19 protein-coding genes are annotated in these 16,643 nt (G+C 67.5%); 1 reads left to right on the top strand and 18 read right to left on the bottom strand.

Annotated elements, in window-relative coordinates; all coding sequences use genetic code 11:
• Positions 1–97: 97 nt before the first annotated feature.
• The 10 genes from VGR37_05810 to VGR37_05765 all read right to left on the bottom strand — a co-directional run bounded on the left by VGR37_05810 (position 98) and on the right by VGR37_05765 (position 7,442).
• On the bottom strand, positions 98–868 hold the full coding sequence (locus VGR37_05810; protein ID HEV2146894.1) for an enoyl-CoA hydratase: 771 nt from the start codon (positions 866–868) through the stop codon (positions 98–100).
• A 34-nt stretch (positions 869–902) separates the two neighbouring features.
• A complete protein-coding gene (locus tag VGR37_05805; GenBank protein HEV2146893.1) occupies positions 903–1,262 on the bottom strand; it encodes a hypothetical protein in 360 nt (119 codons plus the stop codon).
• A 106-nt stretch (positions 1,263–1,368) separates the two neighbouring features.
• Complete coding sequence (locus tag VGR37_05800; GenBank protein HEV2146892.1) at positions 1,369–1,896, bottom strand: hypothetical protein; 528 nt, start codon at positions 1,894–1,896, stop codon at positions 1,369–1,371.
• 75 nt (positions 1,897–1,971) lie between these two features.
• The gene (locus VGR37_05795) at positions 1,972–2,529 is read right to left on the bottom strand and encodes a hypothetical protein (GenBank protein ID HEV2146891.1); all 558 of its coding nucleotides are present in this window, start codon (positions 2,527–2,529) and stop codon (positions 1,972–1,974) included.
• A gap of 196 nt (positions 2,530–2,725) precedes the next feature.
• Positions 2,726–3,226, bottom strand: a complete 501-nt coding sequence (locus tag VGR37_05790; GenBank protein HEV2146890.1) for a hypothetical protein — start codon at positions 3,224–3,226, stop codon at positions 2,726–2,728.
• 115 nt (positions 3,227–3,341) lie between these two features.
• Positions 3,342–3,830, bottom strand: coding sequence for a hypothetical protein (locus VGR37_05785; GenBank protein HEV2146889.1), 489 nt, complete (start codon positions 3,828–3,830; stop codon positions 3,342–3,344).
• Positions 3,831–4,119: 289 nt separating this feature from the next.
• Entirely contained in the window at positions 4,120–4,572 is a 453-nt protein-coding gene (locus VGR37_05780) for a hypothetical protein (protein HEV2146888.1), read from the bottom strand.
• 101 nt (positions 4,573–4,673) lie between these two features.
• Entirely contained in the window at positions 4,674–5,438 is a 765-nt protein-coding gene (locus VGR37_05775) for a N(G),N(G)-dimethylarginine dimethylaminohydrolase (protein HEV2146887.1), read from the bottom strand.
• A 66-nt stretch (positions 5,439–5,504) separates the two neighbouring features.
• Positions 5,505–6,524, bottom strand: coding sequence for a tetratricopeptide repeat protein (locus VGR37_05770; GenBank protein ID HEV2146886.1), 1,020 nt, complete (start codon positions 6,522–6,524; stop codon positions 5,505–5,507).
• A gap of 162 nt (positions 6,525–6,686) precedes the next feature.
• Complete coding sequence (locus VGR37_05765) at positions 6,687–7,442, bottom strand: DUF3667 domain-containing protein (protein ID HEV2146885.1); 756 nt, start codon at positions 7,440–7,442, stop codon at positions 6,687–6,689.
• A 715-nt stretch (positions 7,443–8,157) separates the two neighbouring features.
• Between VGR37_05765 and VGR37_05760 the strand changes: the two genes are divergently transcribed.
• The gene (locus tag VGR37_05760; protein HEV2146884.1) at positions 8,158–8,625 is read left to right on the top strand and encodes a hypothetical protein; all 468 of its coding nucleotides are present in this window, start codon (positions 8,158–8,160) and stop codon (positions 8,623–8,625) included.
• A gap of 584 nt (positions 8,626–9,209) precedes the next feature.
• Here the strand turns inward: VGR37_05760 and VGR37_05755 are convergent.
• From VGR37_05755 to VGR37_05720, 8 genes are all read right to left on the bottom strand, one after another.
• Entirely contained in the window at positions 9,210–9,764 is a 555-nt protein-coding gene (locus VGR37_05755; GenBank protein ID HEV2146883.1) for a GNAT family N-acetyltransferase, read from the bottom strand.
• A gap of 262 nt (positions 9,765–10,026) precedes the next feature.
• On the bottom strand, positions 10,027–10,413 hold the full coding sequence (locus VGR37_05750) for a hypothetical protein (GenBank protein HEV2146882.1): 387 nt from the start codon (positions 10,411–10,413) through the stop codon (positions 10,027–10,029).
• Between the two features lie 157 nt (positions 10,414–10,570).
• Positions 10,571–11,473 (bottom strand): polysaccharide deacetylase family protein, encoded by a 903-nt coding sequence (locus tag VGR37_05745; protein ID HEV2146881.1) that lies wholly within the window; start codon positions 11,471–11,473, stop codon positions 10,571–10,573.
• A 288-nt stretch (positions 11,474–11,761) separates the two neighbouring features.
• Positions 11,762–12,580, bottom strand: a complete 819-nt coding sequence (locus tag VGR37_05740; GenBank protein HEV2146880.1) for a TlpA disulfide reductase family protein — start codon at positions 12,578–12,580, stop codon at positions 11,762–11,764.
• A gap of 923 nt (positions 12,581–13,503) precedes the next feature.
• The gene (locus VGR37_05735; GenBank protein ID HEV2146879.1) at positions 13,504–14,190 is read right to left on the bottom strand and encodes a DUF3592 domain-containing protein; all 687 of its coding nucleotides are present in this window, start codon (positions 14,188–14,190) and stop codon (positions 13,504–13,506) included.
• Positions 14,191–15,251: 1,061 nt separating this feature from the next.
• A complete protein-coding gene (locus tag VGR37_05730) occupies positions 15,252–15,476 on the bottom strand; it encodes a type II toxin-antitoxin system Phd/YefM family antitoxin (GenBank protein ID HEV2146878.1) in 225 nt (74 codons plus the stop codon).
• On the bottom strand, positions 15,473–15,871 hold the full coding sequence (locus tag VGR37_05725; protein ID HEV2146877.1) for a type II toxin-antitoxin system VapC family toxin: 399 nt from the start codon (positions 15,869–15,871) through the stop codon (positions 15,473–15,475). The genes VGR37_05730 and VGR37_05725 overlap by 4 nt, the downstream gene beginning before the upstream one ends.
• A gap of 177 nt (positions 15,872–16,048) precedes the next feature.
• Positions 16,049–16,477, bottom strand: coding sequence for a GNAT family N-acetyltransferase (locus VGR37_05720; GenBank protein ID HEV2146876.1), 429 nt, complete (start codon positions 16,475–16,477; stop codon positions 16,049–16,051).
• Positions 16,478–16,643: the final 166 nt, after the last annotated feature.

Below are 16,643 nucleotides of genomic sequence, written 5' to 3'. Positions count from 1 at the left end.
GGGCGGGGTCGTGCAGGTCCGTCCGCCTCGCCTCCGACGCGGCGTGGAACGCCTCCCACGCCGGCCACACCTGCGGCCGCATCCCCCGTCCCCCGGCTCAGTGGAAGCGGGAGAAGTCCGGCTGCCGGCGCTCCAGGAACGCCTGCATCGCCTCGCGCGCTTCCGGGGAGCGCAGCCGCTCCAGGAAGAGCGCCGACTCCTCGCGCATCTGGTCCTGCAGCGCCGCCCGGTCCGCCCGGCGGAGGAGCGCCCGGGTGGCGCGCACGGCGGCGGGGGGCTGCGCCGCGAGCCGGAGCGCCCGCTCCTCCGCCTTCTCGGCCAGATCCGCGTCCGGGAAGACCGCGCTCACGATCCCCATCTCCAGCGCCCGCTCCGCGTCGAAGGGCTCGCCCAGCAGCAGCAGCTCCGCGGCGCGCGCCTGCCCCACCCGCTGCGGCACCAGCAGGCTGGAGCCCGCCTCCGGGACCAGCCCCAGGCTGACGAAGGGAAGGTGGAAGCGGGCGCTCCGCCCCGCGTACACCAGGTCGCAGTGGAGGAGCAGCGTCGTCCCGATCCCCACGGCGAGCCCGTTCACCGCGGCCACGAGCGGCTTGGAGGCGCCGATCAGCGCGTGCAGGAAGCGCAGCACGGGGCTGCTGTCGTCCGTCGGGGGGCGCTGCAGGAAGTCGGCGAGGTCGTTCCCGCCGGTGAAGGCGTCACCCTCGGCGGAGAGGAGGACCGCGCGGACGGCGGGGTCGTCCTCGGCGGCGGCGAGCGCGTCGGCCATCGCCGCGTACATCTCCACCGTCAGCGCGTTCTTCTTCTCGGGACGGTTCAGGCGGAGGTGCAGCACCGGACCGCGGGTCTCGACCAGAACGTGCTCGCTCATGGGGCTCCGGAGGTGGAAGTCGGGCGCCGGCCGCTCAGAAGGCCCAGGCGAGGATCGCGATGAGCGCGCCGATCGCGACGGTCGCGATCTGCAGCGCGAAGTTCGCGGCCTGGGCGTGGGCCTCCAGCTTCCGCGCGGCGGCCTCCTCCTCCTGGGCCCGGATGATCTGCTGGTTCTGGCAGAAGGAGAGCGCGCGTCCCTCGGCCTCGGTGATCCGGTTCGGGTCGCTGGTGCCGGCCCGCCGGATCAGCGCGTCGCACTCGGCCGGGATCGGCACGTTCCGCGGCTCGTACGAGGGGAGGTCGATCTCTTCGGGACGGACGAGCCGGTAGCCGAAGCACCCGGCCTGGGACAGCAGCAGCACCAGGAGAAGCAGCGGGCGGAGGACGCGCATGGGAGGATCTCGGAACGGGGTACGGAACGCCGCGGCCTCCGGCTCGGAGCCGCCCGGCACCGGCGAAGCTAGGACTTCGCCCCGGCCGTCGGCAAGGTGGTCCGCCCTACGGGCCGGCCGGCCGGAGCTTCTCCGCGATCTGGCGCTCCAGCGCACCCGTGCTCGTGCATGCGACCGGGTTCCCCGATGTGTCGCGCGGCCTCGCCGTGCCCTGCACCAGCGTCTCCACGCGCGTGGAGCTCCCGGTGACGGGCGTGAGGCGCGTGGAGACCTGGAGGGTCACGGCGTAGCTGTCCGCGTTGGGAACGGAGACGGTGGCCCCGCAGTCGAGATAGCGCGACAGGCGGACGCCGTTCAGCGCGCGCGACGCCTCCATCCGCGGCACCCCGAAGAGCCGCTCCCCCGCCGGCCCGCCGCCGCGCAGCCCCAGCGCCTCGTACGCCGCCGGGAGAGCGGCCCAGGCCTGCTCCGCGGCAAGCGGCACGTCCACGGCCACCGACCTCTCGGAGGTGCGGATGTTGACCGTCCCGTCGTTCACGAGGAGGGTGCTGTCCCGCGTCCCCGGGGACAGCTCGGGGGACGCGGGCGCGCAGGCGGAGAGCGCCAGGACGGCGAAGGCCAGAGAGCGGAGCACGGTACCTCCTGGGGAGGGTGGAAGGAGCGGAGCCGCACACGACCTGCAGGCGGCTGGACTGCGCACGCCCCGGCCTCAGCCGTTCAGGCGGCTGGAGAGGAGGGTCTGGAGCCTGCGCTCCAGCGTGCCGTTGGAAGCGCAGCGCACCAGCTGCGCGCCGCCGCCGGTGCTCGCCGGCTGCGCGCTCGCCTCGACCTGCGTCGTCAGCTCCGAGAACCCGTCCGAGCGCGGCTTCAGCTGGCTGACCACGGACAGCGAGACGGCGTACGTGTTGGCGTTGTATACGCCCGGTACCGCGGAGCCGCAGTCCAGGTACTGCGACACCGGATTGCCCGCGAGCCGGCGGCGGACGACGATGCCGCGCTGGCCGTAGAGGTGCGTGGCCGGATCCAGGACGCCGCCGCCGAGTCCCAGCTCCTCGTACACCGACGGGAGCTCCGCCCATGCCCGGTCCACCGAGGCGGGCACCCGCAACGCGCTGGGGCGGTTCTGCGAGTTGACGTCGAAGGTGTACGCTCCGCCGTCCACGCCGCGCGTCGGCGCCGAGGTGGTGGTTTTGGTCATGGGCGCACCGGACGGGGCGGTGGCGCAGGCGGTCAGGAGGAGGGGGAGGGCGAGGGCGTGCCACCGCATGGGAGGTCTCCTGGTGAGCGATGGGAAGGGACGGCGAAGGACGCGAGGCGTGCGTCGGGGAGAGAAGAAGGATATCGTCGGCACCGCGGGCACGGCAAGGATCCCGGTGGCGCGCGCTTTCTCCGGAAGCCTCCGCCGCTCCGGGCGCGGACCAGCGCCCTTGCTGGGCCGCCGCGGACCAGCGGCGGAGTGCGGCTTACCGATCGAGCCGTCGGCGCGGAGGGAGCATCGGACATGCCTGGGCTCTCTCGGGCCCGGGCGCCCGGCGTGCGAGGGCGAGCGATCCGGCCGCACAGCCGGCGCCGAGCAGACCCATGACGAGCAGCGCCGAGAGTGTGTCGTCGAGCACGACACCCTCCCCTAGGTAGACCAGGACGAGGTTCACCAGCAGCACGCCGATTCCTCCCAGCCCGCCCCAGGCCGCGATCCGCGGAAAGGTGAGGCTCTGGATGCCGCGGCGCTCCACCAGCAGGAGCACTCCCGCGAAGGACGCGCCGCCCAACAGGCCGTACACCGCGAAGAACACGGTTCCGGTGAGCGCGTAGGGCGCGATCTCGCCGACCGACAGCGGCCGACCCGCGTCCAGGGTCCAGCGGACCCCGAGAACGGCATACGCGGCGGTACCGACGATGCCCCATGTGGCTGCCCAGAGGAGAGCCGTGCTCGCGATCCCACGGAGCCGACGCAGAAAGGTCATTGTTTCCTCCATTGGAACGCCAGCATGCTCTGAGCCGCTCGGCCGCGGGATGCAAACGCCGTGCGTCATCCCGCCGGCACGTCGCGTTCGGCGTTGCCGAAGAGCCGCAGCCGGATCAGCGGGGGCTCACGATGAAGGGTGCTGGAAACTTCCACCAGTGCCGTTCCTCTTCCCGGACGGGTGGTCCCTTCGTGGCGGCAAAGCGGCCGCGCCATCTCTGCCCCTCCTCGGACGAGGTGCTGATCTCGATTTCACCGGCGATGTGGTCGCCCTGCCGGAAGCCGCGCAACGTGACTCGCCTCGCAGGCTTGCTCAGAGACCCGCTCAGGTAGACGCTGTCGCGCGTTGAGGTGCCGGTCAGCTCGTGCGGGAAGTATGGGCTATGCCAGAGATTGCCTTTTAACGCGCCGCTGCCGTGCTCCCGGGACTCGCAGTAGTGCACGCCGGGATAGCGGCGTCCCTGGATCGCCTGCTCCGGGGAGAAACGACGGCTGAAGGCCTGCCAGTCGACCTCCGCTGTGAGCTGGCCTGACGAGAGCGGCTTGAGCGCGAGAAATCCGCCTTCCATCCAGCATGTCACCTCGCCGCTCTGGAGGTCGAACACACTGAACGTCCAGTCCCCGTCCAGTGCAGCCGCTCTCTCGGGGGCGAGGCCACTCACCCTTGGACCTGCAGTATCGCGGCATCCTGCCGACAGCACGGCGAATGCGACGACCGTGATCCATCTCGCGGTGTTCCTCATGCTCCGATCAATGGAAGGATCCGCCGCAGAGCGCCTCATTTTCAGGCGCGCGGGGACGAAGGAGGAGCTTACGCGTACTGCGACTGGCGCTCACGGCACCAGCCGGTACAGAGGCCGCCGGACGCATCTCGCCTACGGCGCATTCGTCAGTCTAGGCGCGCGTCGGTGCCATTGCCCCCGACCGATCCGCCACCGCCGCCGCGCGTGCTGCCTCACGCCGGCGGGCAAGGACGGCCTCCGCATCCGGAGCGGCCAGCACCACGGCCTCCATGTGCCGGCAGAACTCGGGTTCGCCGCTCGCTGCGCGCAGCTCCGCGAGAAAGGGGTGGATCTTACTGAACGTGACGAAGATCTCGCCGTGTGCCGCGCGGAACGCCTCGCCGTCGATGGCGCCAGTCGTGACCAGGGAGGCTGCCATGTCCCAGTAGCCGAGCACCATCCGGAACGCCGCGTTCCGGTCGCCGCTGGCGAGGGTGACGAGCTCTGCGAAGCTCTCCGGATTGAAGTCCCGGGTGAACCAGCCGCGGGCCTCGCGCAGCACGGGCTCGCGTCGGAGGTCGTAGAGCTGGAGATTCAACTGCGCGCTCTCGAACGGGCTCGGCATGGCCAGCAACGGCGAAGGTACCGGGGCCGCACAACGGAACGGAGCTGAAAGCTAGCGCCGCTGTCCGAAGGTGCGCCATGGGCGTGGGACTCAGCGCGGGATCACACCGGAACCAGGATGCTGCAGCACGTCAGACCCGCCTCTGCCTTGGCCAGCTCGTCTGCTTCCACCGTGCGTACGGCGAAGCCCCGCTTCTCCAGGCGCTGCCGGGTCCGCGGAAACGCGGCCGGATGGAGCAGTACCGCTCCAACCCGCAGCGCATTCGCCGCGAACGGTTCTGCCGGGTGCACCTCGATGCGATCGAGCCCGTCGAACACGCCGACATCGATCCAGTCCGGGTTCAGGAGCAGCGTGTTCCGGGCGACCTGAGTGACCGCGGTTTTCAGGTGCAGACAACCGGAGAGGGTGACGGGTTGAACCACGTACCCGAAGGCGGACACGACGTCTCCGAGTTGCCGGATTCCTTCAGCGTTGGTCCGATCCGATTCTCCGACATAGACGCGGGAGCCCACGCACAGCACGTCCCCTCCGTCCAGGGTACCCGGCGATTCGATGCAGGCAAGAGTGCGATACGGCCGAAGCGCTTCCGCGACCGCAGCGACTTCCGCGCGGCGCGACTCGGCGCCGGGCCGGGCGATGATGGCGAGCTCCGGAAGGACCACGGCCGTGTCTTCCACGAACACGGAATCCGGCAGGTCGGGCGTGGGAGGCAGCCGCTCGACCGTGCAGCCGAGCTCACGGAGCGCCTCCTCGTAGCGGTGGTGCTGTTCGGTCGCACGCGCGACGTCGATGGCCTCACGGCCCAGGTGCGTGAGCTCGCAGTGGGTGATGCTCGGCGGGACGGCATGCGTGAGCGCGATCAGCATGGAAGAGTGCACGGGGGTTGGAGAGAGAGCGTGCGCCGGGTCAGGCCTCTGCGCTCCCATCGAGCCTCAACTCTCACCCAGGACCCCTTTGCGGGTGCGAGCGACATCGATCCGCTCGGTGGCGGATCTCGGTGCCATACGCAGATATTCCGAGTAGGCCTGCACCGCACCCGCCCGGTCTCCCGCAGCATCCAGGACCTGTGCCAGCTCGAATCGTACGTCGGCGAAAAAAGGCTCTGCTCGCGCGGCCTTGCGGAATGCGTCGACGGCCTCCGGAGTTCTTCCGAGCCTGGCGAGCGTGATACCATAGCGATAGTTGAGCGCTCCGTGTTCAGGTGCCAGCTCCAATGCATTCCGATAATGCTCGGCTGCCGCGCTGAAGTCGGATCTTGCATGGGCGATGAATCCCATGACGACGTGCGCCGGATAGAAGGTGAGATCTTCCATGAGAGCTCTCGACAGCGCCTCCCGTGCATCCGAGTCCCGGTTCTGAATCGCGTGAAGGACGCCGGTCGCGTACTCCAGGAGCTCCTTCGATTCGTAGTACCGAACCAGTGCGACCTCCTCCCTGCGCTGCAGCTCCTCCTTCATCCGGTGAAGCTCGGCCTGTGCACTGTCGAAGTGCTGCAATGCCACGAATGCCTGCGCACGGAGATAGCGGGCGCGAACGAAGTGACTCGGATGATGGCGGATCACACGTCCGAACAGGTCGATTGAACGCGGGAAGTCGGTTGCACTGTAGGCGATCCACCCCTTCGTAAGGGCATCCTGCTTCCAGCTGCCAGGAATCCGGTCGTAGAGCAGGATTTCGAGGCCCTGATGTACGAACGGGTTGTGTGCGAGCGCGCGCCAGCGGAGGGAGTCCGCGGCTCGGACCTGTGGTGATTCGAGCACCGCTGGCGACTTTGCCAGGTAGCGCTCCCAGCGCTTGTAATCGCGGAGCCAGAACGCCACCCACTGTGCGTACAGGGGCTCCGAGCGTTCGGGATTCAGGCGGGACGCCCAGTAGAACGCAGCCTCCGCCCGGCTCGGACGGGTTCGCAGCAACTTCGACCCGTGGGCGTAGTAAGCCTCCCAGTCGTTCACGTCCTCCCCGGCCTCCAGCTTCGGCCGGGGGGTGCATGCTGCCCCCAGGCAGACGAGGTCGAGACGACGTGCAGACAGATCAGCACCGCGAACAGCGCGACAGCGCGTTTCATCGAATCACAGGACCTGAGCATTGGCCAGCCAGGGGTGAGCAGCGACGACTCAGAGGGTGTAGTAGGTCGTGAAGAACAGCAGGCCCCGGTACAGGAGGAGAAGCCCGACGAATGCTGCGGCTGCAGCAACGGTGGCAGCTGCGGCCCAGGGCCAGGACAGCTGGTATACGCGGCGTACGGCCCGGAGCAGGTAGACAGGAGCCCACAGCAGCAGGAACAGGAACAGGGCGAAGAGACCTGCATCACCGGGCCTGCTCAGAGTCAGCGTCCCGTCTGCCAACCTTCCAATCCCGCCCACACCAGCGAGCATGAGCCACACGAACGCGAGGGAGTGGAGTGCAAAGACAAGATGCTCGCCGTAGCGCCGAGGTACTCCGGGAACGGCGCGGCGCGGCGCGAACAGCACCTGGAGAACCAGGGCGAGAGCTGGAACGAACAGAATCACGAGGCTCTTGCGCTGCGCTTCGACCCGGGCATCGAAGGCCTTCGCGTAGGTCTCGAAGGCGGCGCCTCCCGCGTCGGGATCATGCGTGTGCCCACCCGGCACGACGCGCTCGACGAGCCGATCGACGAACGTGGGTGATGGGGGTGCGTAGCGAAGGTACTTCTCCAGGCTGTAGGAGAACAACGGCACCTGAGGTGCAGCGACGAAGAGAAGCAGGTTCACCAGCAGGAAAAGCTGCAGCGGACCCATGTACCGGGCCCGCCGCCCGGCCAGGTGGTCGGCCGAGAGGGTGCCGGGTCGCGCGACGAGCGCCCACAGCGTCCGGGCAGTTTTCCCGTCGGTGCTCGTGATCTGACTCACGAGGTCTGCCACGTAGGCCCGGAGGGAATAGTCGGCGGGACCCGGTGCCGCCTGGCCGCAATCCGGGCAGTAGCGCCGCAGGTCGGGGGAGCCGCAGTTCGGGCACGGTCCGTCTCCAGATGCCGGGAGTCCGGCTCGCGCTAGATCTGCACGCGGAGGAGTATCGGCGGGTTCCACGCTGTCGCCCCGTGGTCGAAGCAATGGCACGTCAGAATGCGTCCTTCTGGCTCATGTGGGCGCAATTGGATGTGGTGCGAGCCGCCTCACGACGCTGAGCTCAGGTGCCCAGGGCCGGCACGGAAGCAGGCCGAAACCAGTGAACCCCTCGATACTGCTGTACCTGAAGCTATCGCCGGCCGTGTGTCGCCTGCAACGATCTGCCAGGCAGCGCGGGAGGCTACTTGCTCCTGTGGCCCCGCCCGCGAGCAATGTAGAACGCGGCCAGGATGATGGGGAAGATCCCGAGGCCGCTCCAGGCGCGACGAGCAGGCAACCCACAGGATCCATGAGGAGAAGTGCTACCAAGCGTCCCCGACTTCCACCAGGGGCTCACCGCCCCGGAGCGTCCGACCTGAGAGCGTGGCTTCTTCTGCATCTTCCCCGTGCGCCGCGCTAGCGTGGCCGCCCCCGCGGATCAGCTTGACAATTTCTCGCGTAAACTATATCCCTTGGGCCATCGGGATGTCGCTTCTCTCCAACCCTGCTCGGAGGTCTCATGGTTCGCACGTGGGCAATTCCGCTGGTACCAGGTCTCCTCGCGCTTTCGCTCGTCGCCTGCGACGCCACACAATCACCGCTCGCCCCATCCGGTAAGCCGACCAAGGCCTCGGTCTACTCGCCCTCCGGGCTGGGAGCCGGTGGTACTGTTCGGAACTACGGCGGTTATACCGAATCCTGCACCCCGCCGGAGGATCCGTACAACCAGCCAGGCGGCTACACGTGCACCTACGGGCACTACGACAACATCTCTGCCTGGACAGCGTCGGGAATGGGTGCGCGTGTGAGGGTGACCACCACGTACTGTGGGAAGCAGTGGGTCAGCGAGGCGAGCCCCGAGGAGGGCAGCAGCGGTGCCACCGCCCAGGTGAGCGGACAGGCAAGCGTCTGTGGCGGCCCCGCATCGAGCTTCCACGAGATCTGGTACCCGGACGGATCATACGAGAGTTTTTCAAGCTTCGAGTGACGAGGTCTGGCCCGAACGAGGAGCCTCCCGGGAGCATCGGCTCCCCGGAGGCTCTTCGTTCCCGACGGAACCCGCCCAACGCCCTCAAGCTCAGGCGCGTGCAGCCGAGCGTGAACTCACGCCGGAGTGCGACTGACGCTCAAGGCACCCGTCGGTGAAACGACCGCCGGCTGCATGTTCGCTAGAACGGCGCCTCCATCGCGAATCGGGCGCCCCGGCGTGCCCGCCTGGCCTGGCCGACATGCATCATGATGTAGGTTTCATTCACGCTGCATACTGGACAGGGATCCGCGAACAACCCCTGCGCGTTGTTGCTGGCCGGGTCCGGATCCGGCACTTGCTGCACTCCGACCGGGTGGGGGTTGTTGTTGTTTCCCCACCATATCGTAGACATTCCTGTGATCACGTAAGGGGACTGCGATGCCGCGGCCAACAGGGCTTCAACTCCGCATTTGAGCGGCGACATCGGTCATGTCGCGAGCTGGAGTGACAGAGAGGGCGCCTGGAGCGGTGCGCGAGGGAGGAGTCCCGGCGGATACTCGACGCCCGGCGCGGCGAGGCCACCCACCCGCACGCAAGCCGCTCTACGCGGGTGGCCTGGGCAGAGCGATGGAACTGCGCACCATTCGCACGAACGGGACCGGCACTCCGTCGGGCAGGAGCGTCTCCACGGCCTCGGCGGCCTCGAAGCCGAACCTGCGGTACAGAGGCACTCCCGGTAGGGTTGCCATCAGCTCCAGACGCCGGAACCCCGCCTCACGCGCGGCGCTGAAGCACGCCTCCAGGATGGCGGAACCGACTCCACGGCGGGCCCAGGCCGGATGCACGAAGAACGCGCGGATGCGTGCCGCCTCGGTGGCCGGATCGAGCCGCGGGTCCTCGTCCGATTTCATCTGGTCGCCGCCGTAGAGCGTGCGGCGATAGCTCCAGCCGCCACAGCCCACCAGCTCGCCCTCAGCCTGAGCGACGTAGTAGGTGCCGTCCGCGACGAGCTGGGTGTCGGGTCCGAAGACGTACCGGACGGCGCTCTCGATCTGGGCGGCGCTGTAGTGCGCCTGGCTCAATGCGCGTACAGAGGCGGGAATCAGCTCACGGAGGGCGGGCAGATCCGCGGGTGTGGCGAGCCGGACCTGGAACATGGGCACCCAGCCGAAATGATGCGGGGTTACACGCCTGACTCCCGCCTGTGCCGAAGATGATCCACACACCGCGGGCAGAGCTCCGGGCTCACCTCCTGACAAGCGTTGTGCGAATCCCGGGTGACTCCCTCAAGTTCAGGAGCGGGCGGCCGAACTGCAATTCCGGGGCACGGCGACTGGCGCTCCAGCAACCAGGCGTGAAAACATCTCTGGCCGCATGTGGCCTGCAGCGCTCTCGTTACTCGTTGGGGCGCGGAGATACTCATGGCTGACTGCCGGGGATACGGATCCTTCCGCCGGTGAGGTGCTGCAGTCTTTCCTGCAGTGGGGGTGGGACCTCCCCATGCGACAGCCACACCGACGACAGCGCGCTGCGAAATCGCGAGCTGCGGCGCGCCTGTTCCTCGACGCGCTCCCCCAGCGCCGTGGCATGCTCGCTCAGCAGGTTCTCCAGCGGCCCAGCGCCGACGTTGCCGAGCTGATCCTCAGGGGCGTCCGCAATGATGCGCAGCAGGATCGGCCAGGCTTGCTCCGGCTGGTCGACGACGAGCGTAGCCAGGCGGTCCCAGGCCCAGAAATCTTCTGCTCGCCCATCGGTCGCATACCGAAGCCAGACGCGGGCGACATCCAGTTCTTCGTCAGGTGTCATCTCGCTCAGACTGTCCAGGGGAGCGGCCTTACGCCCTCCAGTTCAGGTGCGGGCAGCCGAGCGTGAACTTACGCTGAAGTGCGACCGGCGCTCAGGGCACCCGGCGGTGAAGGCCCGCCGGCTGCATGTCGCCTGAATCGCCCTCGTTGGGCCAGCTTCAACGCTGGGCAATTGCGCGCACCCACTGCGGCACGGAAGGTGGCTCGCCCTCCTCCTTACCCTGAGTAATAGCCCAACGCTGGAGCCACGATATGCCCTTCGGGCCTGTGTAGCGGTCGCTCAACTGATACACCGGATCCTTCAGAGCTTCCTGTAATGAGACGAAGCGGTAGCCGCGCTCGCGCATCATGGCCGCGAGTTCGTCGAAGTAATCAGCGTTGAGCAGATTCGCGTGCAGTAGAAGCACCTGCGCCGGTTCGCGCTCCAGCAGTTCTTGCGAAAGACGCTCATGAAAGTCGAACGTCTCGCCCATGTAGCGCACGTAATCTTCACCAATCCGGCGCATCAGTGTGCTGTCGCTCCGGGCGGCTGCCTCGGTGTAGGCCGCCGCGTAGAGCCAATCGTCGTTGTCGATCGTAACCGGGGCCACGATGTAACCGTGCTCAGCCAGGAAGCGCTCGAACGCCTCCTTGGTCTCCAGGTCGGGTCCGGTATTCAGGAACGGGTGCCGGAAGTAGCGCGGCGGGCGCATGCCGCGCTCGGCAAGTAGCCCTCGGGTGACCCTCTCGCCCCGCAGCACGTCTGACTGATACTCCGCCAGAGGTGTATGATAGAGGGATGGGTGCGAGTACGTGTGGTTCCCCAACTCCATCCCGGCCTCGAGCCATCGCTCCAGCAGCGCAGTGCGCTCGGCCTCCTCGCCTGGTCTCGCTAGCTTCTCCTCGTTGACGAACCCTATCGCTGGAACGCCTGCGGTTTGGATGTGGCCAAGCAGCCGGTCCGTGACCGAGCGCAACACGGGCGGGCCGCCCGCAATCGCGCCAGGGAGATCGTCGAAAGTAACTGCCACGCTCCGGTCGGGCGACGATGCATCGGCGGTCGCCGGTTGCGCGTCGGGCACCTGTCGGATCGGAACAGGCTGGCGCTCCGGCTTACACCCAGCGATAGCGAGGGCGAACGCGAGGCCGCAAACCACTGCCCGCATGAGTCATCTCCAGAGACGTGGACACCCCGGGACGAAGTTGCAGCCGGGCGCAATCGCTGTGCCCGGCTGGAGCATGGCGTGGTCGAACGCCCTCAAGTTCAGGCGCGTGCAGCCGAACGTGAACTTGCGCCGGGAGTGCGGCCGACGCTCAGGGCACCAGGCGCTGAAAGGGTCGCCGACTGCATGTCGCCTGCAGCGCAACCGTCAGGCGGGCTCGCGGAGGAGCGTCTGGATCGCCTCCTCCAGCCCAGAGAAGTGGCCCCAGGTCGCCTGGGCGATCCGGCCATCCGAACCGATGATGAACGTGCGCGGGATTCCCTGCACGCGGTAGAGGCGGCCCACCGCACCATCTGAATCGACGAGCATCCGGTACTCGCTCTCGCCCCCGTTCTCCCGAAGCCACTGCGCCGCCGTCGCAGGCGACTCCCTGTGGACGATCCCGTAGATGAGCACGCCCCGATCCCTGTACCGCTCGGCCAGCTCGACGAGCTCGGGGTGCTTCTCGAGGCACGGGTGGCACCGCGTGGCCCAGAAGTTCAGCACGACGACCTTCCCGCGCTGTTCCTCCAGGCGGAAGCGCGCCGTGGAGGAGACGAACGGCGTGCCTGCACCTCGTTGAAGGCTCAGGAGGGGCAATTCGAAGGGCAGGGCTGCGCTTCCGGTCTCCGGGAACACGGGCGGCCGCTCCGCCGCGCGCACCGCTGCACGGACATCGCCGAACTCGCACAGGTACGCGACGACCTGCTCCTCCAGCGCAGCAAAGTCCTCGGCGGCGTATGCAGAAAGGAGCGGATCCAGGCGGGGAATGCGGTCGTGAATGCGGGCGTCCTGGCCGATCAGCGCCGCGTACTCTTTGAGCAGCTGCTGCGCGGCCGGCGTTTGTGCCTGCGATGAGGGGCGGTCACACGCGTAGCTCAGCGCGACCTTACCGTCCCCGGTCGAGAGCCGGACCTGCTCGGAGCAACCGGCCAGGACGAGTGAGAGAGCCACTACGGCCGACGCTCGGATGCGGTGAGAAAGCATGGGAAAAATTGGCCGGTGAGGGTTTCTGAGTCTGCACGCCCTGAATCGGCGCGGAAAGCAGCGTCCAACCCTGAGGTCACCACACGCCTGCACACTCCACTGACGATCCCCGCAGGTCTGTGTCACCGCGAACGATGGAGACTTCCTATCAGAGACCCAGCGACACGGAGAGGACGGGATGATTCTGGGTCGTACCCGGACCTAAGGAGCGAAGACTTACTGCCTCCCACCGCTCCTGCTCTCGTGCACCAAGGGTGAGACCTAGCACGGCACCACCAATCGTGCCGCCGATGATCACCGGTCCTGCGTAGGGTAAACCTGATCCATTCAGGCGCTCACAAGCCAGACTCTCGAGGGGGCAAGTACCTTCCTCCAGCTTGTTGGCCACAAAGTACATGAGATAGCCGAGTCCGTACGCTGCCGTCGTCACGCCAGCGCCCACGAGGGCGCCGGTTCGCAGCCCGCGCCGCCTACCCTCAGCGGGGGAGATCGTCCCGCGACTGACGTCGAAGCGCTTGATCCCGCTGAAAGGAGCGGAAAGCAGGGTCCCGTCACTCTTCAGGCGAACCGTGACCCAGGAACCGTCGATGCCGACGAGTGTGCCTGCTGAGGGCCGCTGGGTTCCGCTTATCATGGCACCGTTGACATATTGAGGCACCGCGAAGCGTACCCGTGCACCGACTAGCGCCTCCGTGGACTGCTGAGCGGCTGCGGGAGCCACAATTGAGAGAACGGCGATGCTTGTAAGGAGTAATCGGATCATCAGGCCTCATCAGGAGAAGGTAGACCAGCAGGGAACCGGTACAGCCGAACGCCCTCAAGTTCAGGCGCGTGCAGGCGAACGTGATTACGCCGGAGTGCGACCGGCGCTCAAGGCACGAGCGGGCCGAGGAGCGCGCGCAGGGCGGTCAGGAACGTTCGCATCAGTTGATCGGCCCGCCGGGGCGCAACACGTAGAGAATCCATACGCCGCAGGAGAAGAACAGAGCAGCAAAGCCAAGCGCGAGGAACGCGTTGTCGTCCACCCCCGCCTGGAGCGTCGCAACTTCAGGGCTCCCGGGGCGGTAGCGCACGGTCACCCGGGCACCGACAGGGTAGCGGTCCACCACGGCCTGTGCCTTCTCGCCGAAAATCGACTCCATGTCCTTGCCGATCTTCACCCGTCGCGCAGAATAGCGTTGCACGCCCACCGAGTAGTCGTACCGAATGGCCCAGTAGCGGCGGATGTTCCTGGATTGGCCGTGGCGGCCCGAACTCCAGGTGGTGTCAGCCCGGAACTCCGAGCGGGTGACCACGCCTTCGGCGCTGGGCCACGAGCGGGACTCGCCGCCCTCGCGGATGGCCCCGAGGCTCGGAGGCCCGATCAGGAAGCAGAGATAGAAGAGATATCCGGCCAGCCCCAGCAACATGGCGGTGCCGAGGAGGCGCCCCATGGAGCGGCGCCATGCATCCCCGGCCGGGGTGCGCTCAAGGAAGCCGCGGCGCGGGAGCTCGGTCGCGGCATTGTGCGCCGCAGCCTGCATTCTCTCCACGTGCCGCTTCGCTTCCTTGAGCCCGCCCCCGTGGAGTTCCCGGTGCCGGCGGATCTCGTGGATGTTCGGATTCTCCAATGGATCCTCGACAGTGGTGGTGGGACAAAGTTCAGCGAGATGCGGCGCTGCTGCAATGCCGCCGAGGGACAGGTGTGTGGCGCCGCATGCCCGCTGCGACGCCAAGGTAGGCGACGCGGCTGCACGCCAAAAACCAGCGGGTCTAGAGGAGAGTAGTGCCAGTCGCGTCGAAGGGGTGATCAACAGCCACAGGAGAACCACGGCTGCGCACGATCTACGCCTCGCTCAGCTCCTCACCCCCTGAAAAAGCGTTGCACACCGCGCGTAGTTAGGCGGCATGGGATGGCTTGGGTCCATACGCCTCATCCACAGCCGCACGGATCTGAGCGAGGGTCTTGCCCTCCCGGGAGAGACGGTAGGCGAGCCGGGCCTCCCCTTTACAGATCCCGCAGGTCAGAGGCATCTCCGTCTCGAAGCAGCTGAGGAGAGAGCGCATGCCCCGATGCTCCGCACAATTGCAATGGCAGTAGAGCCCATCGAGTACCTCCGGCACAGCCCTGGCCGCCTCGTAAGCTTCCCGCGATCGTTTCGGTACCCGGCTGGGCTTCAGAACGGCAGAGGCGGTAATTCCAGGCCGCGGAGTCGGGTGCTTTACGCCCGGATCGGAGAACATGGACGAAGGACCCTCGGCGATGCCCTGTGCGAAAACGCGAAGCGGCATCAGCAACGCGGCCACGCTAAGCCCGACGGCAGCCCGGCGCGTGATTGGCTGAGCGGGACCGCTCCTCGAGGTGGAGCTTGGATTCGACATGCGAGAGAGGCGAGGGTGGAGATGCCCGGCCAGAGACGCGAAGAAGCCAGAGCCTGAGATCCACACGGAGACGACCCCGACCCGTGTGTGGTCACGACTACGGCAGGTATCTGCGCACGGAGGAGGTCGCGCGCAAGTGGGCACGCGGCAAGAATCCTCCCGGGCAGTCGCTTAACGCCCCTTGAACTCAGGCGCGTGCGACCGAACCGCACTGTCCAGACGCGGCAACTGGCGATCCGGTCCCCAGGCGTGAAAGCGTCGCCGGCCGCACGTCTCCTGCAACGCAATCCTCAGGCGGGCGGGTGGGGAGTCAGCGAACCTCCCTGCGGCCCTCGCGTACGAAAGCAACGATCTCGTCGGTAGTGACGTCGAGGTCGATGCCATCGACGTCCAGAGGAGAGCCGGTGGATGCCTCCGGCTTGAGGACGAAGCTCTCCCCGTCCCTGCGACGGATTCGCACCGCGCCCTCCTTGCGCGCCTGCTCCAGCACGGATGCGAAGTTCTGCCGTGCCTCCGAATACGTGTAGACCTTCATGAGCCCACCTCCACTACAGAAATGCCGGCCTGCCTGGCCGCGTGGATGAGTCCCCGATCCAGCGCAAGAAGCGCGCACCGCTGGCTCTGGGCAGCCGCGATGAGATATGCGTCATAGGCGTAGATCCCCAACTCGGCCGAGAGCGTCAGCGCCTGTTGTAGTTCCACGTCCAAGAAGCGGATCGGGATCTTCTGGTAGATAGCGAGCGCGCTCTGTGCCTGGGCCAGCGTGATCCGGTCGCGCTTGAGCATGGCCGAGAAGGCGTTGCCGATCTCCCAGTGGACAGAGGAGGGGGCCAGGAGCACCGCCCCGGTGGTCTGTTCCACGAGAGCGGGTTTCTCTGGCTCGTTGGCGATGACCGCGATGAGCGCGGAGGTGTCGATTACCAGTTCCACGCGGACTCCTTGCTTGCGTACAATTGTACGCCGAAAGGTAATCCGTCGTGGAGGAATGGCAAGAGCGCCGACCGAGCGCACGCCTTAACGCACTCGAGCTCGGGCGCGGAGGGCAGTGACCGCAAGTGTCTGCGGCGCGTGAGAAACTCGCCGCTCGCCCGGTGCCGCACAAGGTGCCTACGCTGGTGATGCGAAGGTCTTCCGGAGGTGATAGTGCGTATGCCCGGGCGGGAAGTCGGGGAGCTCGGCGAACACGGTGTAGCCCAGCCGCTCGTAAAACCCGCGCGCCTGGAAGTCGAACGTCCCCAGCCACGCGCCGCGACATCCACGCTCGACTGCCGCCGCCTCAGCGGCCAGCAGCAGGCGCCGCCCGAGGCCTCGGCCGCGTAGCTCCTCGGCGACCCAGAGGCCGTCGACCAGGAGCCACCCCCACGTGGTCGCGCCGTACAGTCCGCCCAGGAGAGCGCCGTCTGGCGCGCGGAGCGCGAGGGCGAGCGGGCGGTAGTCGCGCGACCCCACGTCCGGCGGGTCGGCACCGCGGATGCCGCGCCGGACCGCCGCCTGAATTGACTCGACATCCGCCTCCTCGGTCAGCTCGTAGTCCATCGCGATGCTCTGGGGTGTGCGGGGACTGTACAGTGATGGTGTTCCCCTGACAGTTGCCCCCGCCGGGGAGTAGATCAAGCAGCCTCAGGCACCTCCTCGGCGGTCGGGGTGGAGGGTTGGGGCAGGCCAGCAAGGAAGACCTGCTCGGGAGTCCTGCCCTTCATGT

This window comes from Longimicrobiaceae bacterium (assembly GCA_035936415.1).
Lineage (GTDB): Bacteria > Gemmatimonadota > Gemmatimonadetes > Longimicrobiales > Longimicrobiaceae > JAFAYN01.
This window is presented reverse-complemented; position numbering and strand designations above follow the sequence as displayed.